This is a genomic window from Massilia sp. LXY-5 (genome assembly GCF_059801075.1).
In genome coordinates, this window is record NZ_JBNNEH010000003.1 from 376,407 (window position 1) to 397,853 (window position 21,447).

The 21,447-nt window shown below is 66.6% G+C and carries 16 protein-coding genes; 10 read left to right on the forward strand and 6 right to left on the reverse strand.

The window, feature by feature from the left end; genetic code table 11:
* Window positions 1-2 precede the first annotated feature (2 nt).
* The 7 genes from ACI48I_RS10710 to ACI48I_RS10740 all read left to right on the forward strand — a co-directional run bounded on the left by ACI48I_RS10710 (window position 3) and on the right by ACI48I_RS10740 (window position 8,507).
* Window positions 3-1,373, forward strand: coding sequence for an NAD(P)-dependent oxidoreductase (locus ACI48I_RS10710; RefSeq protein ID WP_498574148.1), 1,371 nt, complete (start codon window positions 3-5; stop codon window positions 1,371-1,373).
* The gene (gene preA / locus ACI48I_RS10715; RefSeq protein WP_193686920.1) at window positions 1,361-2,680 is read left to right on the forward strand and encodes an NAD-dependent dihydropyrimidine dehydrogenase subunit PreA; all 1,320 of its coding nucleotides are present in this window, start codon (window positions 1,361-1,363) and stop codon (window positions 2,678-2,680) included. The genes ACI48I_RS10710 and preA overlap by 13 nt, the downstream gene beginning before the upstream one ends.
* Before the next feature lie 110 nt (window positions 2,681-2,790).
* Entirely contained in the window at window positions 2,791-4,272 is a 1,482-nt protein-coding gene (locus ACI48I_RS10720; protein ID WP_193686919.1) for an NCS1 family nucleobase:cation symporter-1, read from the forward strand.
* Window positions 4,273-4,291: 19 nt separating this feature from the next.
* On the forward strand, window positions 4,292-5,683 hold the full coding sequence (gene hydA / locus ACI48I_RS10725; RefSeq protein ID WP_193686918.1) for a dihydropyrimidinase: 1,392 nt from the start codon (window positions 4,292-4,294) through the stop codon (window positions 5,681-5,683).
* A 20-nt stretch (window positions 5,684-5,703) separates the two neighbouring features.
* Window positions 5,704-6,978 (forward strand): Zn-dependent hydrolase, encoded by a 1,275-nt coding sequence (locus tag ACI48I_RS10730; protein ID WP_193686917.1) that lies wholly within the window; start codon window positions 5,704-5,706, stop codon window positions 6,976-6,978.
* A 96-nt stretch (window positions 6,979-7,074) separates the two neighbouring features.
* Window positions 7,075-7,404, forward strand: coding sequence for a hypothetical protein (locus ACI48I_RS10735; RefSeq protein ID WP_193686916.1), 330 nt, complete (start codon window positions 7,075-7,077; stop codon window positions 7,402-7,404).
* Window positions 7,405-7,640: 236 nt separating this feature from the next.
* Window positions 7,641-8,507: a DMT family transporter gene (locus ACI48I_RS10740; protein ID WP_498574149.1), complete on the forward strand. Its 867-nt coding sequence runs from the start codon at window positions 7,641-7,643 to the stop codon at window positions 8,505-8,507.
* A gap of 5 nt (window positions 8,508-8,512) precedes the next feature.
* Here ACI48I_RS10740 and ACI48I_RS10745 read toward each other — a convergent pair whose 3' ends face one another.
* Entirely contained in the window at window positions 8,513-8,980 is a 468-nt protein-coding gene (locus ACI48I_RS10745; protein WP_498574150.1) for a GNAT family N-acetyltransferase, read from the reverse strand.
* A 139-nt stretch (window positions 8,981-9,119) separates the two neighbouring features.
* Between ACI48I_RS10745 and ACI48I_RS10750 the strand changes: the two genes are divergently transcribed.
* Window positions 9,120-9,437, forward strand: a complete 318-nt coding sequence (locus ACI48I_RS10750; RefSeq protein ID WP_193686913.1) for a hypothetical protein — start codon at window positions 9,120-9,122, stop codon at window positions 9,435-9,437.
* Here the strand turns inward: ACI48I_RS10750 and ACI48I_RS10755 are convergent.
* Together ACI48I_RS10755 and ACI48I_RS10760 are read right to left on the reverse strand one after the other, a co-directional pair.
* On the reverse strand, window positions 9,425-11,173 hold the full coding sequence (locus ACI48I_RS10755; protein WP_498574151.1) for an allantoate amidohydrolase: 1,749 nt from the start codon (window positions 11,171-11,173) through the stop codon (window positions 9,425-9,427). The genes ACI48I_RS10750 and ACI48I_RS10755 overlap by 13 nt on opposite strands.
* 73 nt (window positions 11,174-11,246) lie before the next feature.
* Window positions 11,247-12,185 carry a LysR substrate-binding domain-containing protein gene (locus tag ACI48I_RS10760; RefSeq protein ID WP_193686911.1) on the reverse strand — a complete coding sequence of 313 codons (939 nt, stop codon included), beginning with the start codon at window positions 12,183-12,185 and terminating at the stop codon, window positions 11,247-11,249.
* A gap of 106 nt (window positions 12,186-12,291) precedes the next feature.
* Here ACI48I_RS10760 and ACI48I_RS10765 point away from each other — a divergent pair, with 106 nt between their 5' ends.
* Both ACI48I_RS10765 and ACI48I_RS10770 read left to right on the forward strand, forming a co-directional pair.
* On the forward strand, window positions 12,292-13,509 hold the full coding sequence (locus tag ACI48I_RS10765; protein ID WP_498574152.1) for a urate hydroxylase PuuD: 1,218 nt from the start codon (window positions 12,292-12,294) through the stop codon (window positions 13,507-13,509).
* 29 nt (window positions 13,510-13,538) lie between these two features.
* On the forward strand, window positions 13,539-14,768 hold the full coding sequence (locus ACI48I_RS10770) for a M20/M25/M40 family metallo-hydrolase (protein WP_498574153.1): 1,230 nt from the start codon (window positions 13,539-13,541) through the stop codon (window positions 14,766-14,768).
* 3 nt (window positions 14,769-14,771) lie between these two features.
* Here the strand turns inward: ACI48I_RS10770 and ACI48I_RS10775 are convergent, their stop codons facing one another.
* The 3 genes from ACI48I_RS10775 to ACI48I_RS10785 all read right to left on the reverse strand — a co-directional run bounded on the left by ACI48I_RS10775 (window position 14,772) and on the right by ACI48I_RS10785 (window position 21,281).
* A complete protein-coding gene (locus ACI48I_RS10775) occupies window positions 14,772-16,457 on the reverse strand; it encodes a vWA domain-containing protein (protein ID WP_498574154.1) in 1,686 nt (561 codons plus the stop codon).
* A 108-nt stretch (window positions 16,458-16,565) separates the two neighbouring features.
* Window positions 16,566-18,827 (reverse strand): hypothetical protein, encoded by a 2,262-nt coding sequence (locus tag ACI48I_RS10780; RefSeq protein WP_227496570.1) that lies wholly within the window; start codon window positions 18,825-18,827, stop codon window positions 16,566-16,568.
* Between the two features lie 90 nt (window positions 18,828-18,917).
* Window positions 18,918-21,281 carry a S9 family peptidase gene (locus ACI48I_RS10785; protein WP_498574155.1) on the reverse strand — a complete coding sequence of 788 codons (2,364 nt, stop codon included), beginning with the start codon at window positions 21,279-21,281 and terminating at the stop codon, window positions 18,918-18,920.
* Between the last annotated feature and the right edge of the window lie 166 nt (window positions 21,282-21,447).

Consider the following 21,447-nt stretch of genomic DNA (forward strand, 5'->3'; position numbering starts at 1 on the left):
ACATGATCGAGACTCTCCAGCACCTGCCGCCGGCAGCCGACTCGCACGGCGCGCTCGCGGCGCAGTTCACGGACCTGGCGCCGCCGTTGACAAGCCGCCAGGCGGCCATCGAAGCAGCGCGCTGCCTCTACTGTTACGACGCCCCCTGCATGCGTGCCTGTCCCACCGGCATCGACGTCGCCAGCTTCATCCGCAACATCCACGACGGGAACATCAACGGCGCCGCCATCGGCATCCTCAAGGCGAACATTTTAGGGGGCAGCTGCGCGCGCGTCTGCCCGACCGAAATCCTCTGTGAAGACGCCTGCGTGCGCAATCACTACGCCGAGCGCGAGCCCGTCAAAATCGGCCTGCTGCAGCGCCACGCGGTCGACAATGCGCGCTTCGAGGGCCATCCATTCGCGCGCGCCCCGTCGACCGGGAAGACGATCGCCGTGGTCGGCGCCGGACCGGCCGGCCTGTCCTGCGCCCACCGCCTGGCCATGCTCGGGCACGACGTCGTCGTGTTCGAAGCGAAGCCGAAAGCCGGCGGCCTGAACGAATACGGCATCGCCAAATACAAGCTGCCCGGCGACTTCGCGCAGCAGGAAGTCGACTTCCTGCTCTCGATCGGCGGCATCGACATCCAGTACGGCCAGGCTTTGGGCGACAACCTCCAGTTGCAGGACCTGCACGCGCGTTTCGACGCCGTCTTCCTCGGCCTGGGCCTGGGCGCCAGCCGCCGCCTGGGCCTGACGGGAGAAGATGCGCCGGGCCTGCTGGCCGCGACCGACTACATTGCGGCGCTACGCCAGGCGGACGACTTGTCTCGTTTGCCGGTACCGCGCCGCGCAATCGTCATCGGCGCGGGCAATACCGCGATCGACATGGCGGTGCAACTGAAACGCCTCGGCGCCGACGAGGTCACCCTGGTCTACCGCCGGGGTTTCGACGCGATGAGCGCAACCGGCCACGAGATCGAGATCGCCAAGACCAATTTCGTGCGCATCCGTACCTGGGCCTCGCCGCTGGAAGTCCTGTTCGACGGCCTGGGGCGCGTGATCGGCATGCGCTTCGAGGAAACCCGCATGGACGAAGGCCGGCTGGCGCGTACCGGCGCCTTTATCGAGATCGCGGCCGATGCCGTGTTCAAGGCCATCGGCCAGGCGATGGCGCCGCCATCGGAATTCGATGCCCTGGCCCAGGAACTATGGCGCGACGGCGAACGCATCGCCGTCGACGGCGCGCTACGCACCAGGGTCCCCGGCATCTACGCCGGCGGCGACTGCGTCGCGCTGGGACAGGACCTGACGGTGCAAGCGGTCCAGCACGGCAAACTGGCCGCGCTGGCGATCCACAACGATATCCTGGCGGGGGCAGCATGGCCGACCTGAGCATCGATTTCTGCGGTATCAAATCGCCCAATCCGTTCTGGCTCGCTTCGGCGCCGCCGACGGATAAAGCCTATAACGTCGTGCGCGCCTTCGAGGCCGGCTGGGGCGGTGTGGTCTGGAAGACGCTCGGCGAAGATCCGCCGGCCGTCAACGTCTCTTCGCGCTATTCGGCCCACTACGGCAAGAACCGCGAGGTCATCGGCTTCAATAACATCGAGCTGATCACCGACCGCAGCCTGGAGATCAACCTGCGCGAGATCACGGCCGTGAAAAAGGCCTGGCCCGACCGCGCGATGATCGTCTCGCTGATGCTGCCCTGCGAGGAAGCGCCGTGGGCGGCGATCCTGCCGCTGGTGGAAGCGACCGGCGCCGACGGCATCGAACTCAATTTCGGCTGCCCGCATGGCATGCCCGAACGCGGCATGGGCGCGGCCGTCGGCCAGGTGCCCGAATACGTGCAGATGGTCACCGCCTGGTGCAAGAAGCACACGCGCCTGCCCGTCATCGTGAAACTGACGCCGAACATCACCGACGTACGCGCCCCAGCGCGTGCGGCGCTGGCCGGCGGCGCCGATGCGGTCTCGCTGATCAACACTGTCAACTCGATCACCCACCTCGACCTCGATCGCATGGTCGCGTTCCCGGCAGTCGGGAATGCCAGCACCCACGGCGGCTATTGCGGCTCGGCCGTGAAACCGATCGCCCTGAACATGGTGGCCGAGATCGCACGCGACCCGGTCACCGCCGGCTTGCCGATCTCCGGCATCGGCGGCATCGGCAACTGGCGAGACGCGGCCGAATTCATCGCGCTCGGTGCCGGCTCGGTGCAGGTGTGCACGGCTGCCATGCTGCACGGCTTCCGCATCGTCGAGGAGATGAAGGATGGCCTGGCGCGCTGGATGGACGAGAAGGGCTATGCCGACATCGCCGCCTTCTCGCGCAAGGCAGTGCCGAACACGACCGACTGGAAATACCTGGACATGAATTTCCAGACCATCGCCCACATCGACCAGGACAAGTGCATCGGCTGCGGCAAGTGTTTTGTCGCCTGCGAAGACACTTCGCACCAGGCGATCGCGCAGCGGATCATGGAGAACGGCGCCCGCCGCTACGAGGTGATCCGCGACGAGTGCGTCGGCTGCAACCTGTGCGAAATCACCTGCCCGGTCGAGGCCTGCATCGCGATGGTGCCGCAGGAAACCGGCAAGCCCTACATGAACTGGACGCAGGATCCCCGCAATCCGCGCGCGGAAAGCCGGGCCGACGCCGCGGTAGGGCAGACAACGGCGGTCATCGAGCCGGCCTGAACCGGTATGGCGGGCGCAAGCGGTTTTCCACTCGCGCCCGCAAAAACGTTTGCGCTACACTGCGTTGCATCAGCAACCTGTTTGGAGAGATCCGTTTGGAAAACCGTACCGTGACGCAACACCCTGTCAGCACCGAACTCTGGAATCACGATCTGGCGCCCACCAGCGCCGCGCAGCGCACCTGGCGCTGGTACCACTTCGCCGCGCTCTGGGTCGGCATGGTGATGTGCATCCCGGCCTATACGCTCTCGGCGAGCCTGATCGAAGCCGGCATGTCCGGCTGGCAAGCGGTGTGGACGGTGTTCCTGGCGAACGCCATCGTGCTGCTGCCGATGCTCCTGATCGGCCATGCCGGCACCAAATACGGCATCCCGTATGCGGTGCTGGCGCGCGCCTCCTTCGGCACCTCGGGCGCCAAGCTGCCGGCCCTGATGCGCGCGATCGTCGCTTGCGGCTGGTACGGCATCCAGACCTGGTTCGGCGGCAGCATGATCTATACGCTGCTGGGCGTGCTGGCCGGACATCCGGTCGGCGGCGAGCCGATCGCGGGCCTGGGCATCAACCTCGGCCAGCTGCTCTGTTTCCTGGCCTTCTGGGCGATCCAGTTCTATTTCATCGTGCACGGCATGGACGCGATCCGCAAACTGGAAACCTGGACCGCGCCGCTGAAGATCGTCATCTGCTTCGTGCTGCTCGGCTGGGTGTACAACAAGGCGGGCGGCTTCGGTCCGCTGCTCGACCAGCCGTCGCAATTCGTCGAAGGCGGCAAGAAGGCCGGCCAGTTCTGGAGCACCTTCTGGCCCTCGCTCACGGCCATGGTCGGTTTCTGGGCGACGCTGGCGCTGAACATCCCCGACTTCACCCGCTTCGCCAAATCCCAGCGCGACCAGGTCATCGGCCAGACCATCGGCCTGCCGGCACCGATGGGCCTGCTCGCGGCCCTGGCCGTGATCGTCACCTCGGCCACCGTGGTCCTGTACGGCAAGGCCTTGTGGGATCCGGTCGACGTCGCCAGCCGCATGACGGGCGTGGCCGTATTGATCGCCCTGATCGTGCTGCTGATCGACACCGTCAGCGTCAACCTCGCCGCCAACCTGGTCGGCCCGGCCTACGACTTTTCCGCGCTGGCGCCAAAGACCATCAGCTACCGTGCAGGCGGCTACCTGACGGCCGGCATCGCGCTGGTGATGATGCCCTGGAAAATCCTGGAGACGACCCAGGGCTATATCTTCACCTGGCTGATCGGCTATTCCGCACTGCTGGGGCCGATCGCCGGCATCCTGATCATCGACTACTATTTCATCCGCAAGACCGCCCTCGACGTCGACCAGCTCTACCGCCATGGCGGCATCTATTCGTACGGCAGCGGCTGGAACGTCGCGGCCATCGTCGCTTTCGTGCTGGGCGTGGCGCCGAACATCCCGGGCTTCCTGAACGCCGCCTTCCCGGCCTCGTTCCCGGAAGTGGGGGCGACCTTCAAGACGATTTATACCTATGCCTGGTTCGTCGGCGTGCTCATTTCCGGGCTTGCCTACGGCCTGATGATGAAAGGACGCGCGCTGCCGGCGCTGCGTCCGGCTGCGAATTCCTAGCAAACCTGGAGAGATGCCCATGACGACGATTATCCGCGGCGGCACCATCGTGAACGCCGACCGCGCCTTCCGCGGCGACGTGCTCTGTTTTGGCGACAAGATCGTGGCCGTCGGCGAGCAGCTGGACGCGCCCGCGAACGCCACCGTCATCGACGCGGGCGGACAGTATGTGATGCCGGGCGGGATCGACACCCACACCCACATGCAGCTGCCGTTCATGGGCACCGTCACCGCCGACGATTTTTTTACGGGGACCGCGGCTGGCCTGGCGGGCGGCACGACGACGATCATGGATTTCGTGATTCCCGATCCGAAGCAGTCGCTGCTGGAGGCCTACCGCACCTGGCGCGGCTGGGCGAGGAAGTCGGCCGGCGACTACACCTTCCACGTGGCCGTGACCTGGTGGGATGAGTCCGTGCACGCCGACATGGGCACGCTGGTGCGCGAGCACGGCGTGAACAGTTTTAAACATTTCATGGCCTACAAAAACGCGATCATGGCGGACGACGAAACGCTCGTGAAAAGTTTCCGGCGCGCGCTGGAACTGGGGGCGATCCCGACGGTCCACGCCGAGAACGGAGAACTCGTCTATCAGTTGCAGCAGGAACTGCTGCAAAAGGGTATCACCGGCGCCAGGGCGCATCCGCTGTCGCGTCCGCCGGAAGTCGAGGCCGAGGCGGCGAACCGCGCCATTGCCATCGCCAAGGTGCTCGGTACGCCCGTCTACATCGTGCACGTGTCCTGCGCCGAGTCGCTCGAGGCCATCACCCGTGCCCGTGCCAAGGGACAGCGCGTGTACGGCGAAGCGCTGGCTGGCCACCTCGTCATCGACGACAGCGTGTACGCCAGCGAAGACGAGGATTTCGCCCGCGGCCACGTGATGAGCCCGCCGTTTCGCGGCAAGCATCACCAGGCGGCGCTGTGGCAGGGCCTGCGTGGGGGCAACCTGCACACGACGGCGACCGACCACTGCACCTTCTGCGCCGAACAGAAGGCGGCCGGTGCCGACAATTTCACGCGGATCCCGAACGGCTGCGGCGGCGTCGAGGAACGCATGGCGATCGTCTGGGACGCCGGCGTCAACTCGGGCACCCTGACGCCCTCCGAATTCGTGCGCGTCACCTCGACCAACGCCGCGCAGATTTTTAATATGTACCCGAGAAAAGGCGTGATCGAGGTCGGGGCCGATGCCGACCTCGTCGTCTGGGACCCGAACGGCACCCGGACCATCTCGGCGAAAACCCAGTTCGCGAAAGGCGGCTTCAACGTCTTCGAAGGCCGCACCGTACGCGGCATTCCCACGCACACGATTGCCGCCGGCAAGCTCGTCTTCGAACGTGGCGACCTGCGCGCGGAAGAGGGCGCCGGCCGCCACATCGACCGGCCGGCATTCACCACGACGCAAGCTTGAACTCCCAACGGAAAACAATCATGCCCGACACCCTGCGCATCAACGGCCAACGCCTGTGGAACTCCCTGATGGAGCTCGCCCGGATCGGCGCCACCCCCAAAGGCGGCGTCAAGCGCCTCACCCTGACCGACCTCGACCGCCAGGGCCGCGACCTCGTCGTCGGCTGGGCGCGCGCAGCCGGCATGAGCGTCACCGTCGACAAGATCGGCAACGTCTTCATGCGCCGCGCAGGCCGCGACAACAGCCTGCCCCCGATCGTCACCGGCAGCCACGTCGACACCCAGCCGACCGGCGGCAAATTCGACGGCAACTACGGCGTGTTGGCCGGCATCGAAGTCGTGCGCACCCTGAACGACCGCAACATCGTGACGGAGGCCCCGATCGAGGTCGCCTTCTGGACCAACGAGGAGGGATCGCGTTTCGTGCCGGTGATGATGGGGTCCGGCGTGTTCTGCGGCGCCTTCAGCCTGGAGACCGCCTATGCAGCGAAGGACGTCGACGGCAAGACCGTGCGCGAGGAGCTCGAGCGCATCGGCTACCTCGGCGACCAGGAACCCGGCCAGCATCCGATCGGCGCCTACTTTGAAGCGCACATCGAACAGGGCCCGGTGCTGGAAGACGCCGACAAGGTGATCGGCGTGGTGCCGGCCGTGATGGGCCTGTCCTGGTACGACTGCACGGTGTCCGGCATGGAAGCCCACGCCGGCCCGACGCCGATGGGCTTGCGCCGCGACGCGCTGCAGGTCGCCACCACGATCATGCAGGAGGTCGTCGCGATTGCGAACCGCTACCCGCCCTACGGACGCGGCACGGTCGGCATGGTGCAGGTGTTCCCGAACAGCCGCAACGTGATTCCCGGCCAGGTGAAATTCAGCATCGACCTGCGCAACGTGAACGACGCGCTCCTCAACACGATGCACGAGGAGATGCTGGCCTTCGTCGCGAAGACGCAACGCGAGACCGGCCTGGGAATCGAGATCGAGCGCGTCTCCTATTACCCGCCTTGCCCCTTCCATCCGGATTGCGTGGACGCCGTCCGTGCGGCCACCGCCAAGCTCGGCTATTCGACGATGGACGTGGTCTCGGGCGCCGGCCACGACGCCATCTACACGGCGCGGGTCGCGCCCTCGGGCATGATCTTCGTGCCCTGCAAGGATGGCATCAGCCACAACGAGATCGAGGATGCGCAGCCCGCCCACCTCGAGGCCGGCTGCAATGTCCTGCTGCATGCGATGCTGGAACGGGCCGGCGTCGCGCAGGACGCAGTCGTCGCAGGCGAAGCAGCGAGCATCTGATGCGGGCCGGGGCGGGCGCGGCGCAGCCGGAGAGTCGCCGCGTCCACACGGTGCCGGCGTGCACTGGCCTTGCGAAAACGCCGCTACAATGCCCGCATGCCGAGCAAAACCCCTACCTTTCCCGGTCCGCTGACCGCGCGTGGCGCCGTGCTGGCGGTGCTGCTGTCCGACGAAGACCAGACCGGCGCCGAGCCGCTGCGCGGCCGCGTCACGCTGGCGGCCATCGTCCGCACCCTGAAACGCAAGTACAACTGGCCGATCGAGACCAGCAGCTTTCCCTCGAACGGGGCAGATGGGCGCGCCACCTGGGCCACCGTGTACAGCCTGCCGCCGGCGGTCGTCACGCGCGCGCTGAATGCGGGCGGACGCGACTGGCTCAAGAGCCGGGCGACGGCCAGGCGCGCGCCGCCGCGCGAGTTCGAGTAGGCGAAACGCGCGCGCTTTGTCGTGGGCGTGCCGGCGCCGGCACGGCCGCATGCGTGCCAGGATGCTGAACCAGCACGGCCCGAGGGTGTCCAACCCAGTTTCGGCGACCACTTCCCCGATGTCGACGGCGCACCCCAGCCGGCTTGAACCTTCCGTCCAGCAGCGGGATCATGTCACGCGCGCAGCGGGCGCGGCCCCGCACGTGTGGAACCGGGCGCCTGCACCGGGGGCCGTCCATGCGTGACCGCGCCGCCGACACGCCGCAGCTCGCAACGCTGGCCTTGACGGCGGCGGCGATGCTCGCCTTTGCCGCCAACTCCCTGCTGTGCCGCCTGGCCCTGGCGCGCGGCGGCATCGATCCGGCCAGCTTCGGTGCGATCCGCCTGGCCTCCGGCGCACTGGCGCTGGCACTGATCGTGCGCTGGCGCGCGGGGCACGAAACGAGCGTGCACGGCGACTGGATGTCGGCGGCGATGCTGTTCGCGTATGTCGCTTTTTTCTCGTTTGCCTATGTCGGCCTGGCGGCAGGAACCGGGGCGCTGGTCCTGTTCGGCGCCGTCCAGCTGACCATGTTCGGCTGGGCGCTGCGGGGCGGCGAGCGCTTCCCGCTGACGGCCTGGTGCGGGCTGGGACTGGCGGCGGCGGGCCTGGTCTACCTGGTGTTGCCGGGGGTGAGTGCGCCGCCGCTTCTCGCTGCCGTGTCGATGGCCCTGGCCGGGGCGGCCTGGGGGGTGTATTCGCTGCGCGGCCGCGGTGCGCCCGATCCCTTGCGCGCCACAGCGGGCAATTTCCTGCGCGCGGCGCCGCTGGGTTTCGTGCTGTGGCTGCCGTTCACCGGCGTCGCCCATGCCGACGCCGCAGGCATCCTGCTTGCGATCGTGTCGGGCGCGGTGACGTCCGGCCTCGGATATGCGCTCTGGTACACCGCCCTGCGCAGGTTGACGGCGATGCAGGCGGCGACGGTGCAGTTGTCGGTGCCCGTGATGACCGCGTTCGGGGCGGTGCTGTTCCTTTCCGAGCCGCTGACACTGCGGCTGGTGCTGGCTTCGGTGGCGATCCTGGGCGGGATTGCGCTGGTGCTGGCGCGGCGGACGAAGCGGTAGCAGCCTTAGAGCAGCTTTTCCATCAGCACGGACGGTATTCCGATCCCCGACCTGTGCGGATACATCTCCTCGCGCACCGCGATAAAACCGGCGCACCCGTAGAAGGGCACCGCGTTCAGCGAAGCCGACAGGAACAGGCGCCCGCAGCCGGCCGCGCGGGCGGCATCCTCGACCGCCTTCAGCAGCAGCGCGCCGATCCCGCGTCCGTGCTGCGCCGGCTCGACGAAGACGGCGTCGACCTCGCCACTGGCCGCATTCAATACCCCATAGCCAAGCAGGCGGGCGTCGTCCTCGGCGACGATGCCGCCACCCTGGGCCACCAATTGATGTAGGGAAGCCGGTGGCGGTGAGCTGAGCCAGGCCGCCAGCACGGCTGCGCTGTAGTGCGCCGCACAGGCGTGGGCGACCGCGCGGGTGCGCAGCGCCCATAGCAGGGGAATTTCTTCAGGGTAAGCAGGACGGAGCACGAACATGGGACTTCCTTGACATCGATGTCGATGGCCCTACATTGACAATGACAGCCCGCATGACCTCGCGCTGCCCGCCAGGTAATCTTTTCTGCGCGCATTAATCGCAGTAGCCGCATCGACCCGCAACCGATGGAGAGCGAACATGGAAATGGTCTTTTGCCCGGGCTGTGCCGGCGACGTGCATGATGGCAGCGGCGCCTGTCCAGTCTGCGGCGCATCGCAGGCCGTGGCGGCCGCCCCCGGCATCCGGCGCAATCCCTTCATGCTGATTGCATGCTGCGTCCTGTGGTCGATCGGTATCTGGTTCGGCGCGCTGTTCCTGGTCGGCGTGGCGGCGGGTGACAGGCTGAGCGAGGCCTTGGGCGGTCCCTTCCTGCTCGCATCGATCGGCCTGTCCATCGGCCTCACCGTGCGCGGCATGCTTCCGGGGACCGCGAAGCCTGTCCCTCAGGCCGGGTAGCTGCGCAGGAAGTCGAGCAGCACCTGTCCGGCCAGTTCCGCGTCGTCCGCCGTCATCGTCTCCAGCGGGTTGTGGCTGATGCCGCCGTTGCCGCAGCGGGTGAACAGCATCGCGACCTCGGTGATCTGCGCCATTTGCATCGCATCGTGGCCGGCCCCCGACAGCAGGTCGAAGCGTGGCACGCCCGCGCGCTCGACCGCCGCGCCCAGCGCGTCCATCAGGCGCGGCGCACACGGAGCAGCGTCGGCCTCGACGATCTTCCACAGCTTTTCCTCGATCCCGCGCCGCGCGCAGATGGCACTGATGCCGGCCAGGATGTCGTCCACGGCTGCCAGGCGCACGGCGTCGATGGCGGCGCGGATGTCGAGCGAGAGCTTGCAGGCGCCCGGGATCACGTTGACGGAACCGCCCGGCACCTCGAGCTGGCCGACGGTGCCGACCAGAGACGGCACACCGCTGCAGCGTTCCTCGACCAGCAGCACGATTTCGGCGGCGGCAGCGGCGGCATCGCGCCGCATGCCCATCGGGGTGGTGCCGGCGTGACTCGCCACGCCCGTCAGTTCGACCAGATAGCGCGAGCTGCCGGCGATCGCGGTGACGACGCCAACCGGCAAGCCGCGTTCGAGCAGCACCGGTCCCTGTTCGATGTGGACTTCGACGAAACCGAGCAGGTCTTCCGGCTTGCGGGCAATCGATGCGATGGCGCCGGGCTCCTGGCCTGCGGCGCGGATCGCGTCGCGCAGCGCGATGCCGTCGGCGTCGAGCGCGTCCAGCAGCGCTGGGTCGAACTGGCCGGTGATCGCGCTGCTGCCGAGGAAGGTGCTGCGAAAGCGCACGCCTTCTTCTTCGGCGAAGCCGACCACGTCGAGGTGGAAGGGCAGGCGCTCGCCGCGCGCGTGCAGGTGGGCCACGATGGCAATCGGCAGCAGGATGCCGAGCCGCCCGTCGTACTTGCCGCCGTTACGCACCGTGTCGTAGTGCGAACCGGTCATCAGCGTCTTCGCATCCGGATCATGCGCGGCGTAGCGCCCGACCACATTGCCGACCGCGTCGATGTGGGCTTCCATGCCGGCGTCGGCCATCCACTGCATGATCTGTGCGGCGGTGCGCCGGTGTGCGGGCGTGAGATAGGCGCAAGTGAGGCCTGTGTCGGCGTCGCTCCAGGCGCCGATCGTTTCGCACCAGTCCATCACCTGCGCGCCCAGTTGCGGCGCCACGTCGAATAAAGCGTTGAGGCGGATTTCGGCGATGCGGTGCACCTGGCGCAGGGCCTCGGCGAATTCATCGGGCCGCGTGTTCTTCAGGCGCCGGGCGAAGGTCTCGATGATGCTGGTCCGCGTCAGCCCGCGCCCGGTCGGGCCCTTCACGGCCAGGATGAAGGGGAAGCCGAACTTGTCGTTGTATTCGGCGTTCAGGGCGTGCAGCCGCGCGTATTCTTCGGCACTGCACAGGTTCAGGCCGGAAGCTGCCTGCTCGCTCGTCGACTCCTGCGTCAGCTCGCCCGCGATGGCCGCCTTGCCCGCCAGCTCAGGGTGCGCGCGCAGCAGGCCGAGGCGCTCAGCCTCGCTCGAGGTATTCACGACGTCCTGCAGCGCCAGCTTGAGCGCGGCGAGCGTGGCAAACGGCCGGCGCGCTGCCGCGCGCTGTGCAATCCAGGGCGAGTGCTCGTAGATGCCGTCCAGCGCCGCGACAAAGGCGGAGTCAGTCAAGGTGTTCAGGCTTGCAAGCGTGGTCATGGTCGGCCTCGGGTGGTCAAGCATTCGATGATAAATCCTGCGCGCGGTTCAATCATAAGCCTGCGCATATACCTTATTTTTGTACCAGCGCCCGCGCAGCCTGGCTCACCTGGTCGCGCAGCCATTTGTGCTCGGACGACTGGTGCACGCGCTGGTGCCACAGCTGGTAGAAGCGCATCGGCGGGAATTTGAGGGGCATCGTAAACGTCTTCAGCGGCAGCGTCTTCTCATAAAAACGCATGAACTGGCGGCCGGTGGTCAGCACCAGGTCGGTCTGGGTCAGCATGTAGGGAATCAGCCCGAAGTAGGGCGACTCGACCGCGATTTTTCTCTGCATCCCCTGGCGCGCGAGGAAGGAATCGATCACGCCGTGGTAGCCGGGCAGCGTCTGCGAGGGTGCCACGTGCGGCAAACTGAGGTAGTCTTCGATGGTCATCGCGTCGGCGTCCGTCCTGCGCGCGTAGGGGCTGTCGGCGCGCATCGTGCAGACGATCGGGTCCTCGAACAGTTTCGAGATGTGCAGGTGCGCGGGCGGCTCGTCCCAGTTGGCGATCACCAGGTCCATTTCGCCGTCGGAGAGCATGCGCAGGTAGTCGGCGCCGGCGCCCATGCCGTGGATCGCGACCCGGCTGTTGGGCGAGCCGCGGCGCACGGCGGCGACCACGTTCGGCAGGAACTGGGTGTCGAGGTAGTCGGGCGCGGCAATATGAAAAGTGCGCGCCGCCTCTTCGGGGACGAAGGCCGACTTTTTGACGAACAGGCTCTCGGTCTCGTCGAGGATGCGCTTGGCGGGTTTGAGCAGGCTTTCGCCGTGCTGGGTCGGCACCATCCCGCGCGCGCCGCGCACGAGCAGCGGGTCGCCCGTCAGTTCGCGCAGTTTGCGCAGCGAGGCCGAGATCGAAGGCTGCGGCTGGTTCAGTTTCAGGGCCACCCGCGAGACGTTCTTCTCGACCAGCAGCAGATAGAGGATACGGATCAGGTGGATATCCAGGTGCTGGGGCAGGGCGGCCATGGGCTTGTTGTATATGAAATCGGGTATGTCGAATATACGTCAACTTTCATGTTGTACAAAATGAAATCGGTTTATCGTCAGTGAAATCACGCTACAAGGACCCTGCATGGACGTGTTCGCCTCCTATGGCCTCGAATGGCTCAACCTGCTGGTGCGCTGGCTGCACATCATCACGGGCATCGCCTGGATCGGCGCCTCCTTCTATTTCGTCTGGCTCGACAACACGATCAAGCCGCCCGCGCCCGGCTCCGACCTTGCGAAGAAGGGCGTCGCCGGCGAGCTGTGGGCCGTGCACGGGGGCGGCTTCTACAATCCGCAGAAATACCTGGTGGCGCCCGCCGAACTGCCGACGGAACTGCACTGGTTCAAGTGGGAAGCCTATTCGACCTGGCTGTCGGGCTTTGCGCTGCTGTTCATCGTCTACTACCTGAACGCGCAGGCGATGATGGTCGACCGCAGCGTGGCCGATCTGAGCAGCTGGCAGGCGGTCGGCATCGGCCTCGGGAGCCTGGTGGCCGGCTGGCTGGTGTACGACCTGCTGTGCAAATCGCCGCTCGGCAAACACGACCTGGCGTTCGGCCTCGTCATCTTCGCCTTCCTGGTCGGCAGCGCATACGTGTTGACGCATTTGCTCAGCGGCCGCGCGGCCTACCTCCATATCGGCGCGATGATCGGCACGATCATGGTAGCGAATGTCGCCCACGTGATCATTCCCGGGCAGCGCAAGATGGTCGATGCCATGATGGCCGGCGGGAAGCCCGATCCCGTCCATGGCATCCGCGCCAAGCAGCGCTCGGTGCACAATAATTACTTCACGCTGCCGGTGCTGTTCCTCATGATCAGCAACCACTATGCGATGACCTATCGCCACGAACACGCCTGGGCGGTGCTGGCGGTCATCATGGCGGCGGGCGTGTTGATCCGCCATTTCTTCAACCTGCGCCACAAGGGCCGCATCGAGTTGAAGTATCCGGCGGCCGGCGTCGCGCTGCTGGCCGTGCTGGCGGTGCTGATTGCGCCGAAAGCGCCCACGGCGCAGCAGCCGGGCGTGGACACGGCCGGCCAGTTCACGCAGGTCAAGAGCATCGTCGACCAGCGCTGCGTGGCCTGCCATTCCGCGCATCCAACGCAACCCGGCTTCGCCACCGCGCCGGCCGGCGTGATGCTCGATTCGCCCGAACTGGTCGCCCAGCACGCGGCGCGCATCTACCAGCAGACGGTGCAGCTGAAGGCCATGCCGCTGGCGAATCTCACCCACATGACCGACGCCGAACGGGCGCAGGTCGGCGCCTGGTTCGAAGCCGGCGCAAAGGTAAGTAAATAAGCAGGTAAACAAGCGGGGCAAATAAAAATATGGACACCAAACAGCAGCTGCTCGACTGGATCGACGCCCACTTCGACGAGCAGGTCGCCTTTCTGCAGTCGGTGGTGCGCATCCCGACCGATACCCCGCCCGGCAACAACGCGCCGCATGCGGAAGCGATCGCCGGCATGGTGGAAAGCTTCGGCTGGCAGGCCGAGCGCCACGCGGTGCCGGCGCAGGAGGTGCGCGACTACGGCATGGAGAGCATCACGAACCTGATCGTGCGCCGGCCCTACGGCGCGGGCGGTCCGACGATCGCCCTGAACGCCCACGGCGACGTGGTGCCGCCGGGCGAGGGCTGGACCAGGCCGCCCTACGGCGCCGAGATCGAGGATGGCTACCTGTACGGGCGCGCGGCGGCGGTGTCGAAGAGCGACTTCGCGACCTATATCTTCGCCGTGCGCGCACTCGAAGCATTGAAGGCGCCTTTGCGGGGCGGCGTGGAGCTGCATTTCACGTACGACGAGGAGTTCGGCGGCCTGCTCGGTCCGGGCTGGCTGCTCGAACAGGAGCTGACGCACCCGGACCTGGTGATCGCCGCCGGCTTCAGCTACCAGGTCGTCACCGCCCACAACGCCTGCCTGCAGCTGGAAGTGACGGTGCACGGCAAGGCCGGCCACGGCGCCATGCCTGAGACGGCGCATGATGCACTGCAGGCCGCCACGCGCGTCCTGAACGCGATCTATGGCCAGCTGCCGGAGCTGAAGAAGATCAAGTCGAGCGTGCCGGGGATCGACTCGCCGACCATGCTGGTCGGGCGTATCGATGGCGGGACCAACACGAATGTCGTGCCGGGCAAGGTGGTCCTCAAAATGGACCGGCGCATGATTCCGGAAGAAGACCCGGCCGCCGTGGAAGCGGGGGTGCGTGCGCTGATCGAGGAGGCGGTGCAGGCCCTGCCCGGAATCCGGGTCGAGATCCGGAGATTGCTGCTGTCGCAGGCGCTGCGGCCGCTGCCAGGGGCGGATCAACTGGTGCGCAGCCTGCAGGAGAATGCACGGGCGGTACTCGGCGAAGCCATTCCGGCGGTCGGTACGCCGCTGTACGCGGATGCGCGCCTGTATGGCGAGCGCGGGATTCCGGCCGTGATGTACGGCGCCGGGCCGCGGACGGTGCCGGAATCGAATGCGAAGAAGGCGGACGAGAAGCTGGCGCTGGAGGATCTGAGGAAAGCGACCAAGGTCGTCGCCCTCACCCTCTTCGATTTACTGTCGGCGTAATCCCTACGGCTGGCCGATTCCACCGGCCTTGCCCAGCGCTTCCGTCATCCGCACCAGCTTCACGAACTCGGCCCGATAGCCTTCCGCATCCTCGCCCCGCGCACCGTTCGCCAGGTCGGCGATGTCGGCATAGCTGTAATCGGCCACCTGCTGCTCGCCGCGCAGGCGCTGGCCGAAGGCGGCGACGGCGACGGCGAAGCGCTGGTCGGCCGGCGCCGAGGCCAGTGTCTTGTGCACCGATCCGGCGCGCACCGGCTGTTCGACCAGGCGGCTGCTGGACTCACCCGGCAGCTTGTAGCGCACCCGTACGAAGCACAGCTCGTCGCTCTTCGCGCTCGAAGCCGGCTTCCTGCCCGCGCCGTAGCGCAGCGGATCGACCAGTTTCCCCGCAGCGGAGGCCGGCGTGATCTCGTAAATCGCGGTGACGGTATGGCCCGCGCCCATGTCGCCGGCGTCGACCTTGTCGTCTTTAAAATCCTGGCGGTCCAGCATGCGCGTCTCGTAGCCGATCAGGCGGTAGGCGGCGACCTGGGCCGGGTTGAATTCGACCTGCATCTTGACGTCGTTCGCGATCGGGAACATGGTCGAGCCGAGTTCCTCGCCCAGCGCCTTGCGTGCCTCCAGCAGCGAGTCGATGTAGGCCGCGTTGCCGTTGCCCGACTGCGCCAGGCGCTGCATCAGGGCGTCGTTCAGGTTGCCGCTGCCGACGCCGAGGATCGACAGGTAGACACCGCTCTTGCGCTTGTCGGCGACGAATTTCTCCAGTTCGCGCGGGTCGGTAATGCCGACATTGAAATCGCCGTCGGTCGCGAGGATGATGCGGTTCACGGCGCGCTTGTCGATATGGCGCTCGGCCAGCGCATAGGCGCGCTGCAGGCCGTCGGCGCCGGCCGTGCCGCCGCCGGCACCCAGGGCATCGATGGCGTCGAGAATCTTGCCCTTGTCTTTGCCCGTGGTCGGTTCCAGCGCCACTTTCGTGCCGCTGGCGTAGGTGACGATCGCGACCCGGTCCTGCGGCCGCAGGCGCTCGGCGAACAGGCGGAAGCCCTGTTTCAGCAGCGGCAGCCGGTCCGGCGGCGCCATCGAGCCGGAGACGTCGACCAGCAGCACCACGTTCATCGGCGGCTGCTGCGCCGCCTGGATGTCGTAGCCGCGCACCGCGATGTGCAGCAGCTGGTTCTCCGCTTTCCACGGGCTCGGCATGACCTCGGTCGTCAGCGCGAAGGGCTGGGTGCGACTCGCCGGACGGGCGTAGTTGTAGGGGAAGTAGTTCACCATTTCTTCCACGCGCACGGCCGCGAGCGGCGGCAGCCGGCCGGTGTTCAGCTGGCGCCGCACGAAGGCATAGGATGCCGTATCGACGTCGGTGCTGAAGGTGGAGACGGGCTGCTCCTCGACCAGGATTGCCTTGTTCGCCTGGACATCGGGGAATTTGTCGACGCCGGGCAGGCGCACCACCGGCGCCATGGGGAACATCAGCGGCGATGCGGGCGCATAGGTGAACACCGGGCCCTGTTTGAGGCTCGAGCCGGTGACATCCACGCGCTGCGGCATGTTGGGCGCGGGAGGCGGAGGCGGCGCGACAGCAGTGCCGGCAACGACAGGCTGCGGCGCCTGGTTCTGCGTGCTGCAGGCGGCGAGGAGCAATGCGGCTGCCAGGGCAGGCAGCGCGGCGGACGAGCGTCTCATGTCAGGACCTTGTGGAGTTATTGTTCTCACAAGATGCTACAAGGCCGATGACGATGCAATCGCGGTTACAAGTTGTAATTCTTTGGCGCTTTCCGACGCCAATGCACCTCAGCGCGGCACGATCGCGAACTGCGGCCCCTCGCCATAATCTGGCTTCACGCTGCGTGCCATGAACCTGGCCCAGGCCTTGCGGCCGGCTTCGCCGCCGACGCTGGCGGCGTAGGCCAGTGCCGGCTGCATGTTGGAGGGGAAGCCGGTGGTGGCATCGGCATAGCCGCCCATGTCGCCCGGCTTCTGCTTGAGCGCCGCAGCGATGCGGTCGCCGTCGCAGGGAAGGGAAGCGATGTCGGGGCCGACGGTGGCTGCATAGGCGTCGCCGATGCGCTCGAACAGCGGCGCCGTCGGCGATGGCCGTACCGTGTAGGTGTAGTTGGCGCCGGCCAGCCAGCATACGCCTTCCCCGGTCATGCGGCTGATCGGAAAGCGCACTTTCCACTTGAGCAGGGGCTCGGCTTCCTTGTAGCCGAGTTCCGCCACGTGGCCGACGGCGGCCGTGAAGAAGTCGTCCTGCCAGGGCGCGATCGCGGTCTTGTCCTTGTAGACGATCGCATAGCCGATCACCAGCACACCCAGCCGGTTCGCCTGCGGGTTATTGGTATACGTGGCGTTGTACCAGTCGAGGTTACTGTCGAGGATTTTTTCCAGCGGGCGCTTGAGCGGGTGGCCGTCGGGGGTGATGTAGGCCGCCTCGGCCAGGGTGCGCAGGTTCCAGGCCTGGCTGCGCACCTGGTCCGAGGCCAGCAGCCCCTGGGCATCCTTGCGGTAGCCGGGGTTCGAATAAAACACGTTGTACATGGCCCAGAACTGCAGCTCTTCGAGGTAGTAGTGGTCGCCGGTGACGAGGTAGGGCAGGTAGGCGAAGGCCGGCTGGTGCGAACCGTCCGGCGCATTCGGCGTTTTACACAGCTCCTTGCGGCAGGGCGGGAAGACTTCCTGCTTGCCGGTCTTGGGGTTGCGCGTGTCCGAGGGATGGCCGAGCAGCGTCATGTAGGGGTAGTCGAGCAGGCTGATTGGCAGGCCGGTGCGCTTGTCGCGGTAGTGCATCGGGAAGCTGCCGGCCAGGTCGGCGGTGCCGAGCGTGACCTTCTTCGCGCGCGGGTCCATGCTGAGCAGGTAGGCAGCGCCCCAGCCGGGCAGCAGGCCGATGTCGCTGCGCCCGCCGGTGTTGCCCATCGAGCGCTCGGCCACGCCCACGCCCATCGGTTCGGTCTTCGGGCCTTCCCATTTCGCGGCCAGCGCGGCCAGCATGCTGTCGCGGACCTGGATCGAGCGGTCGTAGTTCGGCAACGCGCGGGTGGCGATCAGATAGGCGCTGTCGTGGCGCAGGTGGATTGCAGGCGCTTCGCCGGTCCAGGCCACGGTGCGCCAGCGCGCATGGTGGTAGTGCAGCAAGTCCTTCTTTTCGTAGAGCGTCTCGCCGCCGGCCGTGATCCTGACGTCGTAACTGAAATTGCGCGGCTCGGGCTCGTAGGCCCAGTCGTTCTCGAGCACCACGTCGACGCGCGCATTGCGCGTGCCGGCGTAGCTGCGGATGGCGAAGCGCGCGGCCAGGTGCGGATGCTCGGCGCCCTTCGCGTTCTTCAGCGGCGCGGCCACCTGCAGTTCGGTCACGGCCGGTCCTTGCAGCCAGGTCTGTACCTTCTGTTCCTTCAGCAGGGCGGCGCTGGAGGCGGTATAGCGCTCGCCGTCGACGACGATGCTGACCACCGTGTCCGGCGGATTCTCCGGCTTGAGCGCGGGGCCGTGAGCCTTTTTCGAGGTCCTCACCAGGGCAAGGCCGAGGTCCTTGCCGGCGGCCAGGCGCGGCAGCACCAGCGAAATGACGGCGTGGCGCACCGAGCCATCCGGATGGCTGGCTTTGACGTCGAGCTGCAGCGGCAGCAGCGTGCCGTCGGCCAGCTTGCCTGACAGGCCCGCGCCGCGAGGCAGGTCGCCGGGCGCGAACACCTGGCCAAAGGTCACCGGCACATTCGACTGGGCTTCGCGTGCCGTGCTCTCGATGACGACGCCCGTGATGCCGCCCGTCGGCACGGTAATGCCTTTCGCGGCCGGGCGCGCGGGCCTTGGCCCAACCTTGCCGTCCTTGCCATCCCTGTCGTCCCTGTCGGCCTTGTCGTCCTTGAGGTCCTTGCCGGCGGCGTCCTTCGGCGCGCCGTGGCGCGCTTCGAGCACGCGGTTTGCATCGAGCTGGCCGGTGGTCGGCAGGCCGACGAAGCCGGTGTCGTCCGGCTTTCCGCGATCCTGGGCATGGAGGGTGCCGCAGGAGAGCGCGACAAGAAGGCAGAGCGGGCGTAGCAGGGCAGGTGTCATGAAGGCAATCGGAGCAGGAACGAATAACAGGCCAACAGTAAAACAAAAAGCGCCCCGGAGGGCGCCCGTTTGTGTGCTGCCGGCTTGCGCTTACTGCTTCAGCGTGCGTTCGAACAGTTTATAAATGCGGCGGTACTGGTCGAACCAGCTCTCCGGCTGGGTGTAGGCATGGCGCTCGAGCGGGTAGCTCGCCAGTTCCCAGTTATCCTTTTTCAGTTCGATCAGGCGCTGGGCCATGCGCACCGAGTCCTGGTAGAACACGTTGTCGTCGACCATTCCGTGACCGATCAGCAGGTTGCCCTGCAGCTTGTCGGCGTACTCGATCGGCGACGACACTTTATAGGCCTGCGGATCGAGGTCGGGCGTGTTCAGGATGTTCGCCGTGTACTCGTGGTTGTAGGTGGTCCAGTCGGTGACCGGACGCAGGGCTGCGCCCGACTTGAACATCTCGGGTGCGCGCATCAGGGCCATGAAGGTCATGAAGCCGCCGTAGCTGCCGCCGTAGATGCCGACGTTGGCCGCGTCGCCCTGGACATTCGCCACCATGTACTTCACGCCGTCCTGGTAGTCGACCAGTTCCGGGTGGCCCATCTGGCGGTAGATGGCGGTGCGCCAGTTGCGGCCATAACCCTTCGAGGCGCGGTAGTCCATGTCGAGCACGACATAGCCCTTCTCGACGAGCAGGTTGTGGAACATCTGCTCGCGGAAGTAGACCGGGAAGCGTTTGGTCGTGTTCTGCAGGTAGCCGGCGCCGTGCACGAACATCACGACCGGGTATTTTTTACCCGGCTCCATTTTGGCGGGACGATACAGCTTGGACCAGACCGGATCGCCGCCGTCGCTCGAGGGCACGGCCACGTATTCGGGCTGGATCCATTCGCGCGCTTTATAGTCCGCCGTGCGCGTGTCGGTCAGCCTGACGGCCGCGCCGCCGCTGACCGGCACCGTTGCCAGCTGGGCCGGCATGTAGCTCATCGAATAGTGCACCAGCAGCTTGCGGCTGTCCGGCGACAGCGCGAAGCGCTCGACCCCCTCCAGGTTCGTGACTTCGCGCGTGCCGCCGTCCTTCGCGTTCACCGCGCAGACTTCGTAAGTGCCAGGATTCTTGCGGTTGCAGAGCAGGTAGGCGGTGCCGCCGTCAGCGCTCCACTGCACCTCGCCGGCTTCCCATTTTCCGCTCGTGAGCGCGCGGGCGCGGCCGTCAAGCCCTTGCGTGTACAGGTGCGGGTAGCCGCTTTCTTCCGACAGGTACCACAGCGTGCGGTTGTCGGGCAGCCAGCCGAATTCGCTGTTGTCGAAGTTGACCCAGGCTTCGTCGGTCAGGCGGTGGCGCGGCTTCAGTGTCGCCGCCTTCAGGTCGATGGTGGCGATCCAGCGGTCCTTGTTGTCGACGGCGCGCAGCATCACGGCAGCCTGGCTGCCATCGCCGCTCCAGCGGATGGCGTCGGCGCGGTCGGCGATGCGCAGTGGACGGTTGCCTTTCAGGGGATCGAGCCTGGCGGCTGCACGCAGCTGGGCCAGCGGATCGACCGCGATGCCGGGAAGGGTGTCGAAGGAGATGTCCTGCACGCGGCTGGACGCCAGTTCGATCAGTTTCAGTTGATGCGGCGCCGGATTGGTGCGTCCGACGCGGGTGCGCTCGTCGTCCGTCTCTTCGTAGCCCGATTCGGTCACGTAGCGCGGCATCTTGCCGACCCGGCCTTTATCGGCGCTCTTGGCGGCGGTGACGACCACCAGCCAGCGGCCGTCGGGAGACAATGCGCTGCCTTCGATCGTGACCTTGTCGCCCAGGTAGACCTGGCCGGGCGCGCGGGTGGGATCGAGACGGCGCTCTTCGTCGAGGCGGGCGCGCGCGGCGTCGCGGTCGTCCTTCGCGCGTTTGAGGGTCGTGATCAGGCGCAGCTGCATGTCGCGCAGTGCGTCGGGGTCCTGCGCCGCCGGATCCTTGGCCGCACGCGGCAGGGCGACCGGGGCCTGCAGGCGGCTGGCGCGATCCCAGCTGAACCAGTCCTGGCCGATACGGAACTGCACCGCGCGCTCGTCGCTGGAGAATTGCGGATCTTCGGCCTTCACGCCGCGCGTGATCTGAACCAGTGCACCGCTTTTCAGGTCGCGCTCGAACAGGTCGCCATTGCGCACCATGATGGTGCGGCTGTGTGCACGGTCGTAGACCACGGCCGGGCTGTCGAGCCTGGATAATTCGGTGTCGGCGACTTTGTGCGCGCCGTTTTGCGCAACGACGAAGGTGTCGCGCAGCTGCGAGCCGGTGCGCTTCTGCTTGAAGTACACGTCCTTGCCGTTCCAGCCCCACCACGCCTGTTCGACGGGATTGCCGATCCAGTCCGGATGGGCCATCGCCTGGTCGAGGGTAATCGGAGTGGGCGCGGCTGTTGCCGGAAGCGCAAGGAGCGCGCAGAACGGCGCGGCAAGGAAAGTCAGTGCAGGAAGTCGCATCGTGGATGTTTGGTGAGTAGGGAAAATAGCTTTCTGGCTAGAAATTGCGAATGCATTCTAGCGCAGCCACTCTGCGACAGGGGAGGCCGCCGGAACATTTATCCGGCATAAAAAAAGCGCGCCTGCGTACGTACAGGCGCGCTTTATCGGGAAGGGGCGATGCTGC